Annotated in this window: 14 protein-coding genes; 1 reads left to right on the top strand and 13 read right to left on the bottom strand. The window is 64.9% G+C overall.

Going from position 1 to position 14,745, the window contains the following annotated elements:
• Positions 1-3: 3 nt before the first annotated feature.
• The gene (catC, locus tag CNX70_RS06250) at positions 4-294 is read right to left on the bottom strand and encodes a muconolactone Delta-isomerase (protein ID WP_096233994.1); all 291 of its coding nucleotides are present in this window, start codon (positions 292-294) and stop codon (positions 4-6) included.
• A 19-nt stretch (positions 295-313) separates the two neighbouring features.
• A complete protein-coding gene (locus tag CNX70_RS06245) occupies positions 314-1,423 on the bottom strand; it encodes a muconate/chloromuconate family cycloisomerase (protein WP_096233993.1) in 1,110 nt (369 codons plus the stop codon).
• Between the two features lie 102 nt (positions 1,424-1,525).
• On the opposite strand from CNX70_RS06245, the gene CNX70_RS06240 reads away from it, so the two are divergent.
• A complete protein-coding gene (locus CNX70_RS06240) occupies positions 1,526-2,440 on the top strand; it encodes a LysR family transcriptional regulator (RefSeq protein ID WP_096238299.1) in 915 nt (304 codons plus the stop codon).
• Between the two features lie 3 nt (positions 2,441-2,443).
• Here the strand turns inward: CNX70_RS06240 and CNX70_RS06235 are convergent, their stop codons facing one another.
• The 11 genes from CNX70_RS06235 to CNX70_RS06185 all read right to left on the bottom strand — a co-directional run bounded on the left by CNX70_RS06235 (position 2,444) and on the right by CNX70_RS06185 (position 14,706).
• Positions 2,444-2,830 (bottom strand): hypothetical protein, encoded by a 387-nt coding sequence (locus tag CNX70_RS06235; protein ID WP_096233992.1) that lies wholly within the window; start codon positions 2,828-2,830, stop codon positions 2,444-2,446.
• 57 nt (positions 2,831-2,887) lie between these two features.
• Positions 2,888-4,237 (bottom strand): PepSY-associated TM helix domain-containing protein, encoded by a 1,350-nt coding sequence (locus tag CNX70_RS06230; RefSeq protein WP_096233991.1) that lies wholly within the window; start codon positions 4,235-4,237, stop codon positions 2,888-2,890.
• 8 nt (positions 4,238-4,245) lie between these two features.
• A complete protein-coding gene (locus CNX70_RS06225; RefSeq protein ID WP_244199050.1) occupies positions 4,246-6,369 on the bottom strand; it encodes a TonB-dependent receptor family protein in 2,124 nt (707 codons plus the stop codon).
• 77 nt (positions 6,370-6,446) lie between these two features.
• On the bottom strand, positions 6,447-6,854 hold the full coding sequence (locus CNX70_RS06220; RefSeq protein ID WP_244199049.1) for a DUF2946 domain-containing protein: 408 nt from the start codon (positions 6,852-6,854) through the stop codon (positions 6,447-6,449).
• 47 nt (positions 6,855-6,901) lie between these two features.
• Positions 6,902-7,498 (bottom strand): PqiC family protein, encoded by a 597-nt coding sequence (locus CNX70_RS06215; RefSeq protein WP_244199048.1) that lies wholly within the window; start codon positions 7,496-7,498, stop codon positions 6,902-6,904.
• A complete protein-coding gene (locus CNX70_RS06210; protein WP_096233987.1) occupies positions 7,495-9,075 on the bottom strand; it encodes a PqiB family protein in 1,581 nt (526 codons plus the stop codon). The genes CNX70_RS06215 and CNX70_RS06210 overlap by 4 nt, the downstream gene beginning before the upstream one ends.
• A gap of 48 nt (positions 9,076-9,123) precedes the next feature.
• Positions 9,124-10,416 (bottom strand): paraquat-inducible protein A, encoded by a 1,293-nt coding sequence (locus CNX70_RS06205; protein ID WP_425269227.1) that lies wholly within the window; start codon positions 10,414-10,416, stop codon positions 9,124-9,126.
• Positions 10,417-10,545: 129 nt separating this feature from the next.
• Positions 10,546-11,904 (bottom strand): amidase, encoded by a 1,359-nt coding sequence (locus CNX70_RS06200; protein WP_096233985.1) that lies wholly within the window; start codon positions 11,902-11,904, stop codon positions 10,546-10,548.
• Positions 11,905-11,908: 4 nt separating this feature from the next.
• Positions 11,909-12,586 carry a DUF2848 domain-containing protein gene (locus tag CNX70_RS06195; RefSeq protein ID WP_096233984.1) on the bottom strand — a complete coding sequence of 226 codons (678 nt, stop codon included), beginning with the start codon at positions 12,584-12,586 and terminating at the stop codon, positions 11,909-11,911.
• Positions 12,587-12,590: 4 nt separating this feature from the next.
• Positions 12,591-13,925: an MFS transporter gene (locus CNX70_RS06190; protein WP_096233983.1), complete on the bottom strand. Its 1,335-nt coding sequence runs from the start codon at positions 13,923-13,925 to the stop codon at positions 12,591-12,593.
• A gap of 109 nt (positions 13,926-14,034) precedes the next feature.
• Positions 14,035-14,706 carry a DUF4286 family protein gene (locus tag CNX70_RS06185; protein ID WP_096233982.1) on the bottom strand — a complete coding sequence of 224 codons (672 nt, stop codon included), beginning with the start codon at positions 14,704-14,706 and terminating at the stop codon, positions 14,035-14,037.
• Positions 14,707-14,745 lie beyond the last annotated feature (39 nt).

The raw sequence follows: 14,745 nt of genomic DNA, 5'->3' as shown, positions 1-14,745 counted from the left end.
TCCTCAGGAATCGTCGTCGCGGACCGACGAGGGATGGCGGCACAGCGGCATCACGTCGACCTGCATGTAGGGAAACAGCGGCAGCGAGGTGAGTAAATCATGCAGTTCGTCGACGCTGTCGACGTCGAAGATGCTGACGTTGGCGTACTGCCCGGCGATGCGCCACAGGTGGCGCCACTTGCCCTCGTGCTGCAGGCGCTGAGCCAGTTCTTTTTCCGTTTTTTTGAGCTGCGCCGCCTGTTCCGCCGGCATGTTCAATGGCAGGTTCACGTTCATGCGTACATGGAATAACATGGTTTCTCCTTTGACTTTCTTATTGACGCTGCATGGAACGCAGCTTGTCCATATCGATCTCGACGCCCAGGCCCGGACCCGTCGGCACTTGCAGCATGAAGTCGCGGTACACGAGCGGCTCGCGCAAGACTTCCTGCGTCAGCAGCAAGGGGCCGAACAGTTCCGTTCCCCAGGCCAGTTCCGCAAACGTGGAGCAGACGTGGGCCGTGGCAGCCGTGCCGACGCCGCCTTCGAGCATGGTGCCGCCGTACAGGCCCACGCCGGCCAGGCGCGCCACGGTGGCCACTTCCAGCGCCGGCAGCAAGCCGCCCGACTGGGTGATCTTCACCGCATACACGTCGGCCGCATCGGCCTGCGCCAGCGCCAGCGCGTCGGCGGGGCCGTGCAAGGCTTCGTCGGCCATGATGGCCACGTCGAAGCGCTGCTTCAGGCGCGCCAGCGCGGCGCGGTTGCCGGCCTTGACGGGCTGCTCGATCAGGTCGATGCCGCCCGCGTCCAGCGCGGCGATGCCGCGCACGGCGTCCGTCTCGCTCCAGGCCTGGTTGACGTCGACGCGCACGCTGGCCCGTTCGCCCAGCGCCCGCTTGATCTCCAGCACGTGGGCCACGTCGTCCATCACGTCGCGCAGGCCGATCTTCAGCTTGAAGATGCGGTGGCGGCGCAGTTCCAGCATTTTTTCCCCTTCGGCGATATCGCGCGCCGTGTCGCCGCTGGCCAGCACCCAGGCCACGGGCAGCGCGTCGCGCACCCGGCCACCCAGCAATTCCGACAGCGGCACGTTCAGGCGGCGCGCCTGCGCGTCCAGCAGCGCCGTTTCGATCGCGCACTTGGCGAAGCGGTTGCCCTGAATGACCTTGCGTACCTTGGCCATGGCCTTGGCCACTGCGCTCGCTTCCATGCCGACCAGCAGCGGCGCGATATAGGTATCGATATTCGTCTTGATGCTTTCCGGGCTTTCGCCGCCATAGCTCAAGCCGCCGATGGTGGTCGCCTCGCCCCAGCCGGTGATGCCGTCAGCGCAGCGCAGCCGCACCAGCACCAGGGTCTGCGTGTTCATGGTGGCGACGGACATCCGGTGCGGGCGGATGGTTGGCACATCGACCAGGTAGGTCTCGATATTTTGAATCATATTTATTCCGTATAATTCCGTAGGGTGGTGACACGATATGCCCCGAATGTGGCCACGTCCAACACCGAGTTGGTATCAAACCTATACCTGAAAGGTATGAAGATGGAATTACGGCACTTGCGCTACTTCGTTGCGGTCGCAGAGGAAAGGAACTTCACGCGGGCCGCTGCGCGCCTGCATATCGCGCAGCCGCCGCTCAGCCGGCAGATGCAGCAACTGGAAGAAATCCTCGGCGTGGCGCTGATCGAAAAGGGCTCACGGCCCCTGCGGCTGACGGAAGCGGGCGAGTTTTTCCTCGCCCATGCGCGGCCCCTGCTCGACCAGGTGCGCGACCTGAAGGCGATGACGCAACGCGTGGGCAAGCTGGAACGCACCCTGTCGATCGGCTTTGTCGCCTCGACCCTGTATGGCGAATTGCCCGACATCGTGCACCGTTTTTGCGAACGCCATCCCGAGGTCGACGTGACCCTGCATGAAATGACGACGGTGCAGCAGCTCAAGGCCCTGAAGGAAGGCCGCATCGACGTGGGCTTTGGACGCCTGAATAGCGAAGACCCCAGCATCCGCCGCATCCTGCTGCGCGAAGAGCGGCTGGTGGTGGCCCTGCCGCCCGGTCACCGGCTGGCCAAGGGGGAAGGCGGCTTGCGCCTGACTGACCTGATCCACGAAACCCTGCTCGTGTATCCGAAAGCGCCCCGCCCCAGCTTTGCCGACCAGGTGCTGGCCATGTTCAGTGTAGGCAATGTCACGCCCGGCCCCGTCACGGAAGTGCGCGAACTGCAGATTTCCATGGGACTGGTGGCGGCCGGCCAGGGCATTTCCATCGTGCCCGAAAGCGTGCAAGCGATGCATCACCGGAACGTCGTGTACCGCAAGCTGGACGACAAGCATGCGTTCTCGCCCATTTTATTCAGCATGCGGCATAGGGACCGCTCGCCGGAACTGGACAACCTCCTCGCCGCCGTATATTCGATCTACGATGCACTCGGCATTGCACACGTCAAGGAAAGCCTGTAGCAGCTAGAGGGCGGCGTCGGCCAGCAATGCCGGGCGCAGCGCGCGGATACGCAGTTCCGTGAAATAGCCGCCCGCCTCGTTGTAGCGCAGGTAGTGGCGGCCGCAGTTCAGGCAGCGCGCCACCTGGCTCAGGTTGGCGGGATAGTAGCGCGGCGCGATGGGCGCATCGATGCTGTCATAGCGCGTGCCGTGCGGGTGGTACTCGGCAAACGTCGGTTCTTCGTACGGATCTTCGCGCAGGGTGCCGATTTCTTCAAACCGGTCCAGCTCCAGCGAAGTGGGCAGGCGTTGCCAGGCATCGAGCGGGACGGCGCAGCAGCTGCATTTTTTTGTCACCAGGGCCGACGCGGCGGCCAGTACGGACAAGGCGGGAAAGTCGATGAATAACATGCGTCAACCAGTACAAGGGTGCGGCCCATGGCAACGAGCCTGGCCGCGCCCCTTATTCTAGCGCAGACGCATCCTGCCGATACGCGCACCCCATTTCGCCAGCAGGAGCTCCAGCAGCATCAGCATGCAGCCGGAAATGAGCAGCAGCGGCATCAGCGCGCACATGCCGGCCGCCACCAGCCAGGCCAGCGCGGACGGCGAGGTCCAGGCGCCCGGCAGCAGCCGGGGCAAGCCCAGCGAGCCTGGCAGGCGGCGCTTGAAGAACATCACCCAGCCCGATACCAGCGAGAACAGCACGCTGGCGCCAAACAGCAGCAGCAAGGCCTGGTTCCACCAGCCGAATTCGCCGCGATGAAAGGGAATGCCGATGGCCGTGGCCTTGCCGAACGCCGTCTGCGCCTGCCACCCCGCATAGTACAAAGGCTTGCCGCTGTAGGCGTCGAATTGCAGGTCGAAGCGCAAGGTGGGCTGGCTGCGGTCGGCCATGGTGGCGCGCCACACATCGTCCTGGCTGGCCGGCGCCGTCAGCTGCACGGCGATGGCCGGTGCATGGCTGCGCGCCACTTGCCAGGCATCCTGCCAGTCGAGCGGAGCGCCCTCCTCGCGCGAATGCAAACCGCGCGGCACGGGCGGCGGCGCCTGGCCGCTGGCATCGCGCAGTGCGCGGATGCGCCCGCCCGCCTGCTGGCTCCACGTCAGCCCTGTCGTCAGGATCACGACGCTGACGATGCCCAGCGCCACGCCGAGAAAAGCATGCCACTGGCGCCAGCCATTGCGCCCGCGCGCGCCACGCTTCGGCAAGCCCGATTGCGCGCCGCGCGGCCACCACAGCACCACGCCCGTCACCAGCATCACCATCAGCCAGCTGGCGGCCAGCTCGATCATCCAGCGCCAGCCATCGTTTTGCAGCAGGCGCGAATGCAGCTTTTTCGCCCAGTTGCCGAAGCGTTCGCTGCCGGCCAGGCTGCCCAGCACGCGCGCGTCATACGGATTCACATACACGATGATGGCTTGCGCGGGCAGGCCGAACTTCGGTTTGGGGGGCGTGGCCGGCGCGGCATGTCCGCCATGGCCTGCATGTTCATCCTGCGCGCCGCCCGGTGGCGCGAACGCCACCTGCACCGCGTCGTCCTGTTGCAACGGCGGCACCACGTGCTGCACCGCCCAGCCACGCGGCGCCGCCCGTTCGGCTGCCGCCACGGCGGCGTCCAGCGGCAGCATGGACGCTTGCGGCACCACATGGTCGAGGTGCTGGTACAGCCTTGCCTCTATCTGCGGCGTGAACACATACAAAATGCCCGTCAGGGTAGCCACCAGCGCAAACGGCGAGGCGATCAGCGCGGCCCAGAAGTGGATGCGCCAGTACAGGCTTTTACGCCGTGCGATAAGAAAGGTGTGATCGTCCATGGCCAGCCTCACAGTGCGTTGAAGGTATAGCCCAGGCCCAGCATCACGCTGCGCGGCGCACCGGGCGTGTACTGGTTCTGCGTATTGGCCGCGTAACTGCCCACACCCGAATAACTGCTGCTGGCCGAATCGGCATAGCGTTTGTCCATCAGATTGCGCACCTGCGCCCACGCTTCCAGCCCGCGCGCGAGCTGGTAGCTGGCGCGCAGGTTCAGCAAGGCGTGGCCCTTGTACTCCACCGTATTGGCGTTGTTCATCCAGTAGCGGCCCTGGTGCACGGCTTCGAGCGCCACCCTGGCGCCGGCCACGGGCTTGTAGCCGATCTCGATCGAGGTGATGTCGCGCGGCGCCTGCGGCATGCTGCGGCCGCTGTAATCGAGGCTGGCGGAGACCTGGTAACGCAGGTAGCGGTGGCGTGCGATGGCCGTGGCGAAGCGCGCGTCGAACGGGCCGCTGTCGTAGTTCAGGCCCAGCTCCAGCCCTTCGCTGCGCGTGCGCCCTGCATTGCGGTTTTCGCTGTTGCCCGGCGAGAGCGTATAGCTGACGATGGTGTCGCGCCCGTCGAGGCGGTACAGGGCCGTGTCGAGTTTCAAGCGGCCCTGCAAGAAGGCCCAGCGCAAGCCCAGTTCATAGTTGTTATAGACGGACGGCTGCAGGTCGGCGATGCCCGTCTTGCCATACAGCTGGCTCACCTCGGGCGGGGTAAAACCCTGGCTGACGTTCGCATACGCGCTGCCCGCCTGGCCGATGGCGTAGGTGGCGCCCAGCTTCGGGCTCACATGCGAAAAGCTGCGCGACTCGTCGGGCGCGCCATAATTGACGCTGCCGCCGGGCGCCAGATTGTTATGGTAGTCGTAGCGGATGGCGTCCGAACGGCCGCCCAGCACCACGCGCGTGCCGGCCAGCGGAGAAAATTCCCATTGCGCGAAGACGGCCGTGTTCAGAATGTCCGTCTGGTAGTCGCGCACGCCCTGCGGATTGGACGCATTGGCCAGCGTATAGCGCAGGTAGCGGCCCGTGGCCGCATCGCGCACGATGGACAGGTTATCGCTGACAAAGGGATTGTCGCTCTTGTCCACGTAAACGCCGGCGATCAGGCGCGAACGCAGCCACGCGAATTCCTGCTGGTGTTTCACGTCCAGCCCCAGCGAATCGACGTGGTTGTTATTGATGACGCCCTTGCACAGCATGCCCGCGCAACTGCCGATGGAATACGCGGGAATCTGCCCATGGTCATTCTTGCGCGTAAACACGGTGACGGTGCTGGTGCCATTGGCCGTCGTCGCACCCTCCCACGCCAGATTCATGCGCGTGGTCTTGTCCTTGCGGTAGGTAAACGTGTTCAGGCTCTTGCCCGGATTGGCGCGGTAGTCATTCTCGAACAGGCTGCCCGTCATGGCCGCATCGAGATCCGTGTGGACGATGGTGGCGCGCAGCTGCGAGGTGGGGCTGAGCGCATAGTCGGCGCGCAGCGAGAACGAATCTTTGTCGCCATAGCTGTACTCTTGCCAGTTATCGCGCGAACGGCGCGAACTGTAATGAGAAAAGCGCAATCCCAGCGGACCCCAGGTATCACTGGCGGACGTGTCGTAACGGGTGTAGCCGCCCACGTTATCGCGCCGCACGCCCACCTTGGCCGTCGGCGTGGCGCTGGCGCCGGCCGTCAGGAAATTGACGGCGCCACCGACGGCATTGCTGCCATACAGCGAAGAAGCGGCGCCCTTCACCACTTCCACGCCGCTGGCCCCTGCCATGTTCATTTCATTGAGCGAGTTGTGGTTGAAAACGCCCAGCGGACGAATGGGGATGCCGTCTTCCAGGTACTGATAGACGGCATTCGTGCCGATGGGCTGGCGGATGCTCATGCTGTGCTGCTCGTTGCCCAGGTCATTCCAGTACACGCCGGCGATGCGGTTGAGGATATCGCCCATGGTCTTGGGCTTGTCGCGTTCCAGCGTTTTGGCATTGACGACGCCGATGGCCTGCGGCGTCTCGGACAGCCATGATTGCGCGCGCGAACCGGAAACGACGACGGTGTCGATGGAGTGGTCGGTTTGGTCAAGTTGCTGCGCCTGCGCGCAGGGGTAGGCCAAGGTGATGGCGACGGCCAGTACCAATAATTTCTTGTGCATGTGATTCTCGTTTAAGTGTGCGGATGCGGCGCGTCACACCAGAAGGTGGACAGCGCAAACATTAAAAATGCAGAAACTTAGACGAGGGCGGGCGGCGCGCGCGACTGCGCGGTGGACCAGATGAACAGCGGGGATTGGGACTGGTAGTACAGCGCCGGGAAAATCGCCGTGCCGCTGGCGACGGGCAGCGGCAGCACGGGGCTGGTGGGCGTCAGGCCGACGGAACCCGCATGCGTGGAACAGAAGGCGCAATGCTCCATCTGCATGGCCTTGCCACCGGATTTTTCATCGGCGGCGCCATCATCAGCCTGCACAAGCGGGACAAAACGGATGCCGGCCACCGAGCAGATTTCCGCCCAGCCGGAGCCCGATTCCTGCTTGGCATTGGCGACGGCCTGGGAAATCGATGGCGCGAGCGCCGCCAGCAGGATCGCAAAGCAGGCGATCCAGGCGGCAAAGCGGCGCGTGAACAAGGTCATTCCCATGGCCGCATTTTACCAGCGGCCGCCGGGACTGGGTAGCGCAATGCCGCTCAGACGGCCGGGCAGGCAGCGTTACCGTTGTCAAAAGCACGCACCACGCTGGCCGCATCGGCGGCGATGCGGTGCACGGCGCGGCGGTGGCCCAGCACCAGTTCATCGTAGCCGCCGCCCACCTTTTCATTGGCTAGCGTGCGGCAAGTGACCACCTTGTTGCTGGCCAGCTGGCGCACGCTCCACACGGCATCGATCAGCGCATACTGGCCCATCACGGACTCGAAACGCTGCACATTGGTGCTGATGCGGTACACGGGCAGGTTGTCGGGATGCGGCGTGCGGAACACATCGATGGCGCCCAGATCGTTCGTCACGGCCGTGGACAGGGCCTGGCCGATCTCGCCAGCCAGCGGCCCCGCCCAGCGCTGCTGCTCCAGCAATTCGATGCGTCCCGACGGCGCCGTCACAACAAACTGGTTGCGGCTCACCTGCTGCGGCACGCTGACGGCCAGCACCTCGACATAGTATTTGACGGGTTTGGCCGGCTGCGCGTCGGCGCCGCCGCTGAGCGTATAGAAATGCTCGGGCTGGGGTGTGGAGCAGGCGCCCAGCAGGACGGTCGCCAGCAGCGCGGCAGACATCGGCTTCATCATTTTTCATCTCCTTTTTTACCGCGGATCAGGGACTCGGGGTGACGCTCCAGGTAATCCGACAAGGCATTGAGCGATTGCAGGGTTTGCGTCAGTTGCTGCAAGGCCAGTCTTACGTCCGACTGCAGCGGCGAATCCTTTTGCAGCACCTGTTCGGCCGTGCCGAAGGTCTGTTTCGCCGCCGTCAGGGTGTCGCGCATTTCCGGCACCACCTGGCCATCGAGCTGCTTGAACAGGGTATTGGCCTGCTTGATGGTGGCGTTCAGGTTGCTGCCGATCTCCGCGTATGGCACCTGATCGAGCTTGCGGGCGATGCTGGCGATCTGCGTCTGCAGTTCGTCGAGGGTATTCGGTACCGTGGGCACTTCCAGCGGATACCTGTTCAAGTCCAGCGCCACCTTCGGCGCTTTCGGGAAGAAGTCCAGCGCGATGTACAGCTGGCTGGTGAGCAGGTTGCCCGTGCGTAGCTGGGCGCGCAAGCCACGGCTGACCATGCGTTCAAGCAGCTGGTGGCCGGCCGAGCCTTCCGCATCGTCGACGGCCGTCTTGAAACGCATGCCCAGGCGGGCCGGATACAGATTGACGGTGACGGGCATGCGGAAGTTCTTCTTCACGGGATCGAATTCGATGCCCACCGAGCGCACCTCGCCCAGCACGATGCCGCGGAAGTCCACCGTGGCGCCTGGCTGCAAGCCGCGCAGGGACTGGTCGAAATAGAATACGGTGGTGATCGCCTCGCCATCGGGTTCGCGCATGGCGCTGGCCTCGTCGGCAGCCAGACGGAAATTGGTATTGGCCGGCGCGGGCTCCTCGGGCTTGCGGCCGTTTTCCGCCTCGAAGGCGATGCCGCCTACCAGCATGGCCGCCAGCGACTGCGTATTCAATTTGAAGCCGCTCGAATCGAGGCGCACGTCGACGCCGCTGGCATGCCACCAGCGCGCATTCTTGCCGACGAACTGGTCGTATGGGGCGTTCACGAAGACCGACATGGTGATGCCATTGCCATCCTTGTCCAGCGCGAAGCTGACCACCTTGCCCACGCGCAGGCGGTGGAAGAACAGCGGCGAGCCCACGTCGACGGAGCCGAGGCTGTCCGCATGCAGGGTGTACAACTTGCCCTTCTGGTCGCCCGCCACGGCGGGCGGATTTTCCATGCCGACGAAGTTCTCCTTTTTGGCTTCCGACTTGCCCGTGTCGACGCCGATGTAGGCGCCCGACAGCAAGGTGCCCAGCCCCGTCACGCCACTGGCGCCGATCTGCGGGCGCACCACCCAGAAGCGCGAATCGGCGGTGGCGAAGCGCCGCGCTTCCTTGCTCATGTCGATCGTCACCAGCACCTTGCTCAAGTCCTCGCCGAGGGTAATGGCGCGCACCTGGCCGATGTCGACGTCCTTGTACTTGACCTTGGTCTTGCCCGGCTCCAGCCCTTCGGCGCTCTTGAAGCTGACTGTCACCGTGGGGCCCTGGTCGAGGATGGACTTGGCGGCCAGGCCGGCACCGATCAGCGCGGCCAGCAGTGGAATGAGCCATACCAGCGACGGCAGCCAGCGGCTGCCCTGTTCCACATCGGGTTGCGGCAACGGGGGACGCCCTGGCCACCCGTTTCGGCAAGGTCGCCTGCTTCTTTGTCAGACATGCTGTTCTCCAATCACTGTATTGTTTCCGGTATTTGCCACCACCACGGGTTCTTCCTCGCCAGGTACCTGCCCGTCGACGGGGTCCCAGATCAGGCGCGGGTCGAACTGCATCGCCGCCAGCATGGTCAGCACCACCACGGCGCCAAAGGCCAGCGCGCCGGGTCCGGCCGTGATCACGGCCAGCGACTTGAAGCGCACCAGCGCCACCGTCAGGGTGACGACAAAGATATCGAGCATGGACCAGCGGCCGATGAATTCGACCATGCGGTACAAGATGGTGCGCTGGCGCGGCCGCCAGCGCGAACGCCGCTGCGCCGTGAACGCCAGCAGCGCCAGCACGCCCAGTTTCAACATCGGCACGACCACGCTGGCGATGAAAATGATGATGGCCAGGCCTTTCGAGCCGCTGGTCCAGAACAGCACCACGCCGCTCATGATGGTGTCGTTTTGTGCGCCAAACAGGGAATACGTCACCATCACGGGCAGCAGGTTGGCGGGAATGTAGAGGATCATGGCGGCGATCAGCAAGGCCCAGGTGCGATTGATGCTGTCCGGTTTACGTACATGCAGGGCCGTGCCGCAGCGCACGCACGCCAGATGCTTGCCCTTGCCCAGCGGCGGCGCCACCAGGCCACAGGCGTGGCAGGGCACAATCTTCGCGCCCGGCGCGAAGGCCTTGTAGCGGATGCCCGGCAGCGCTTGACGGGTCAGGTCGTCGCCCAGGTTCCACAGGGCCTTGGGGTCGAACGAGACGACGATGGCCAGCATCAGGGTCAGCGCGCCAAACGCGAACAGCCCCGGTTGCGGCAGCACGGTGGCCAGGCTGGTCATCTTGACGACGGTGATCAGAATGCCGATCATCAGCACTTCCGTCATGCCCCACTCGCGCGCCGTCTGCACGGCGCGCAGCACGCGGTTAAAGCCCGGCACCTTGACGCCGCCGCGCAGGCCCAGCGCCACATACAGCAGGGAAGCGAGTTCGATGGCGGGAAAGAGGATGGTTAACAGGAAGACCATCGTCGCCACGATCTGCATCTGTTCAAGCCACAGCACGCGGATGGCGCCGAGCAAGGTGGCGCTGGAGGTCAGGCCATTGACGTCGAGTTCGACGATGGGGAAGAACTGGGCGATCAGGAAGACGAAGGCGGCGCCCAGGGTCAGCGCCACCACCTTGGTCAATTCGGCCGAGGCGCCCCGCGCGTGGGCGCCGCGATACAGCACCGAGCGGCAACGGATGCAGCGCGCCTTTTCGCGCGGACGCAGCGGACGTTTGCGGTACAGCACGCCGCAGTCATGACAGCTAATCAGGTCGTATCGGTGCACAGTTGAAGTTTGCCGGCGCCCGAAGCGCGACTATCCCATGTCAATGCCAGCTATCATATTACAAACCCGGCATTTTCCTGCACTGAGGCACTATTCTTTTCCACTCCCCCGCAGCAGCGCCTCCACGGCGCGGCCAATGTGCAGCACGGTATCGTCGGCGCCGGCCAGACCGCAAATGCCCAGCCCCACCGGCAGCTCACCCTCGGCGTGGCAAGGCAGCGACAGCGCGCAGCCATCGAGGAAGTTGATCACGCTGGCGTTGCGCAGCACCAGGCCGTTCGTGGCAAAGAAGGTGGCGTCATCCGCTTCCAGCGGGGCAACTTCCGGTGCGAGAATAGCCACGCTGGGCATCAGCCAGGCGTCGAATGGCGCCAGGCGCTGCTTCGCGATGGCGATCAGGCGCGCGCGCGCATCGAGCAGATCGATGTAGTCCGCTGCGCCCTGCTGCTGGCCGCGGCGGATACGCGCCGCCACGCGCTGGTCGTATTGCGCGCCCTTCTCTTCAAGTAACACCTTGTGCCAGTGCCAGGCTTGCGCCGCCACCAGACCGCCGCCGCCATTGATACCCGGCAGTTCCAGCAATTCGGGGAAATCAAACTGTTCCACCTGCGCGCCGGCCGCGCGCAATTTGTCCAGCGCGGCATCGAAAGCCTGCTGCACCTGCGGCTCCACGTGCGTACCGACGTAGTCAAGGGTAAAGCCGAAGCGCAAGCCTTTCAATGCTGGTGCCTGCGCGCCGATGTCATGGCCAGACAACGCTGCGTACAAAATGGCGCAGCAATCGACACTGTGCGCGATAGGGCCGGCCGAATCGAGGGAGCGCGACAGCGGCAGCGTGCCCGCCAGCGACACGGAAGCCGCTGTCGGCTTGAAGCCCGTCAGGCCGCAAAAGGCGGACGGAATGCGGATCGAGCCGCCCGTGTCCGTGCCCAGCGCGCCGGCTGCCATCGCCAAGGCCACCGTGACGGCGCCGCCCGAGGTGGAACCGCCCGCCACGCGCGCGTCGTCGTGCGGATTGCGCGGCGTGCCGTAATGGGGATTCAAGCCCAGGCCGGAGAATGCAAATTCGCTCATGTTGGTGCGGCCCAGCAGGACAGCACCGGCCGCGCGCAGGCGCGCCACGGCACCCGCATCCACGTCAGCGGGCGGCGCATCGGCCAGCGCCAGCGAGGCGGCGCTGCTGACCTGCCCCCTGACGTCGAACAAGTCCTTGATGGAAATAGGCACGCCGGCCAGCGGCGAGGCAACGATGCCCGCGACGCGCGCCGCATCGCTGGCCCGCGCTTCCATCAGCGCCTGTTCGCCATCGAGGCTGACATAGGCATGGCCGCCTTGCGCCCGGTGCGCCTCGGCGCGCGCCAGCATCTGCTGCGTCAGTGCCACGCTGGTGATACGACCGGCGGCCAGCTCAAACGCCAGTTCGCGGATGGTCTTGGTCAACTGGGTCATTCTCTTATCCTTCCACGGGCAGGGTTTGCACGGCATAGCGGTGCTGCAGGCAGCGCTGCAAGGCTGGATCATACAGCTCCAGCTCGAACGCGTCGCCATGGCCCATCTCGCCGATGATCGGTTGCGTGCCACAGAACATGGCGCTGCCCACGGGCAGGGTCGCTTGCCCCGTGTAGCGCAAGATCAGATCTTCCGGCGACAGCATGCGCGTCACGGGGCCGTCCTGATACAGGGCAGGTACGCCGGCGCGTTCGCGCCACGAGCGCATCTGCAACTGATCCCAATGGCCAGCCACGTCGGCATAACGCCACAAGGTGTCGCCAACGGGCTTGCCGCACATCTGCTTGGACACCGTCACGCCATAGCTTTCCACCTTGCGGTCCGTGTGGTCGGAGCCTATCCCCACCAGCAAGCCGTATTCGGTGGAAAACAGCACGAACTCGGCCTCGCCGGACGAGTCCAGGCCCGGCACTTCGATGGCGGCATCGCTGGACAGCAGCGCCGCCGCCACGCGGTAAAACGTCGGCACGCTTTTCGGGCGCGCCACGCCGATGGCTTCCAGTTCGGCGATATGGTGTTCGACCATCGCCACGTCGCGGCCCGTCCAGCCGGCGATGATGAGATTGTCGATGTCGAAGGTAACGGGGCCGTGGCCTGCCAGTTGAAAACTCAATGTCGTCATGATGTTATTCCTCAAGAGGGCCGCGGCCCGTTTCTCTCGCCGCGAAAACGGCGGCGCCGGTGATCAGCAACGCCGCCGCCACATACAGCGAGACGGCCATGGTGCTGTTGTACGAGCGGTACAGGCTGGCGATGACGAGGGGCGCGAAGCCGCCGCCGATCACGCCGGCCAGGGTGTAGGCCAGCGAGGAACCCGCATAGCGCACCTTGGTGGGGAATTGCTCGATGACGAAAGCCGCCTGCGGGCCGTACATAATGGCGTGGATGACCAGGCCCACGACGACGGCCGTGACGATGGCGGCTGGGCTGGCCGTATCCAACAAAGTGAAGAAGGCAAACGCCCACACCAGGCCCAGGATGGCGCCCAGCGCATACACGGGACGGCGGCCGATCTTGTCCGACAGGGCGCCAAACAGGGGCACCGACAGCGCATTGCAAGCCGTGCCGATCATGATGGCGGTGAGCGCCAGGGTCGACGACAGGTGCAGCACCGTTGTCACATACGTGAGGGTGAACACCACCACCAGCGCATACAGCACGTCCGAGCCGATGCGCACGCCGCCGGCGATCAGCAGACGGCGCCAGTAGATGCGCAGCACGTCGCCGATCGGCGCTTCCGCCTTCGCATCCTGCTGGTCGAGCTCCTTGAACAGCGGGGTTTCCTCGATGCCGCTGCGTATCCACATGCCGAAGGCCACCAGCAGCAGGCTGGCGATGAATGGCATGCGCCAGCCCCAGTCCATGAACGCTTCATGCGGCAGCAGATAGGTGATCAGGCCGATGCAGCCCGTCGCCAGCAAGGTACCGAACGATGGCCCCACCTGCGTCCACGAGGCGTTGCGGCCACGCTTGTCCGCTGCCCCGTGTTCGACGGAGATCAGCACGGCGCCTGCCCATTCGCCACCGAGCGCGATACCCTGCACGAAGCGCAGCGCCACCAGCAGGACCGGGCTCCAGATACCGGCCGTGGCATACGTTGGCAAAAGGCCCATCAGGCCCGTCGTCACGCCCATCAGCATCAGGGTGACCACCAGCACCCAGCGGCGTCCCAGCTTGTCGCCCAGGTGGCCGAAGATCACGCCACCGATGGGACGCGAAATATAACCGACGGCATACGTGGAAAAGGCCAGGATGGTACCCGTCAGCGGATCGAATGAAGGGAAGAACAGATGGTTGAAAATCAGCGCGGCCATGGTGTTGTAGACGGTGAAGTCATACCATTCCAGGGTCGTGCCGACCATGCTGGCCGTGGCCAGGCGGCCCGTCTTGGGTTTTTCGGCCGGTGCGTCTGTGTGCGCGCTGATGTGCGTACTACCTTGCGCGGTGGTGTGTGTAGTCATTGCCTACCTCTCTCGTCAGTTTTTTTTGCAGGCCCGGCGCAGGATGCTATGCCCTGCGCCGTGGCCCGTGTCTCGTGTTATCCGTGCCGGCAAGATGCGCGTGCCCGCGTCAGGCGGCGTGCAGGTCGGCCTCGCGCAGCTGCCAGGACAGCTGCAGGATGGCCGCCTGTTCGCCGTCGAGCCCCAGCGCCGCACTGGCCGCATCGGCCGCCGCCACGGCGGCGCTTTCCGACGAGGCGTCGATCAGGAAGATCGGGTCGAGCACGCGGCCCTCCTTCTGCTCTGCCGGCAGGGGGCCGGACAGCTTCGCGTCGGGCGTCAGCAAGCGCGTGGAAATCACGCCGTCGATCTGCAGCAATGTCGCTCCCAGCGTGGCCATGGTGGCCACCGCGTGCGTGTCCTGGCCGATGGCTGGCGCCCCCAGGCGCAGCACGGCCAGCCAGGCGCCCGTGCCCATGCCCGTTTCCGCCTCGATGGCGCAGACGCGGCGCATCGGGTCAAGCATGCGCTGCAGATTCGTCACCGACCATGGCGTCTGCTGGCCGAAGGCCTTGAAGTAGTCGGGGGTCTGGAAGGCATCCAGCGAGTCGGTGCGGTACAGGCCCAGGTATTTACGGGGACCGCGCACGCTCTGGTAGCGCGTGCCGCTGACAAAACCGGGAATGCGCACGCGCTCTTCCACGTGTTCGCGGTCGTACCAGCGGTTGAAATCGAGCTCGTGTTCCGGGTCGGCGCTGGTCCAGACAAACAGGATGCCGGGCAAGGTGGGGGACGTCGTCATGATGGTTCCGTTCTGCGTTATGGGTGGTGTGCCAACCCA

Source organism: Janthinobacterium svalbardense, assembly GCF_002327145.1.
GTDB lineage: Bacteria > Pseudomonadota > Gammaproteobacteria > Burkholderiales > Burkholderiaceae_D > Janthinobacterium > Janthinobacterium tructae.
Note: the sequence above shows the minus strand (reverse complement) of the source record. Positions and strands in the feature narration are given on the sequence as shown.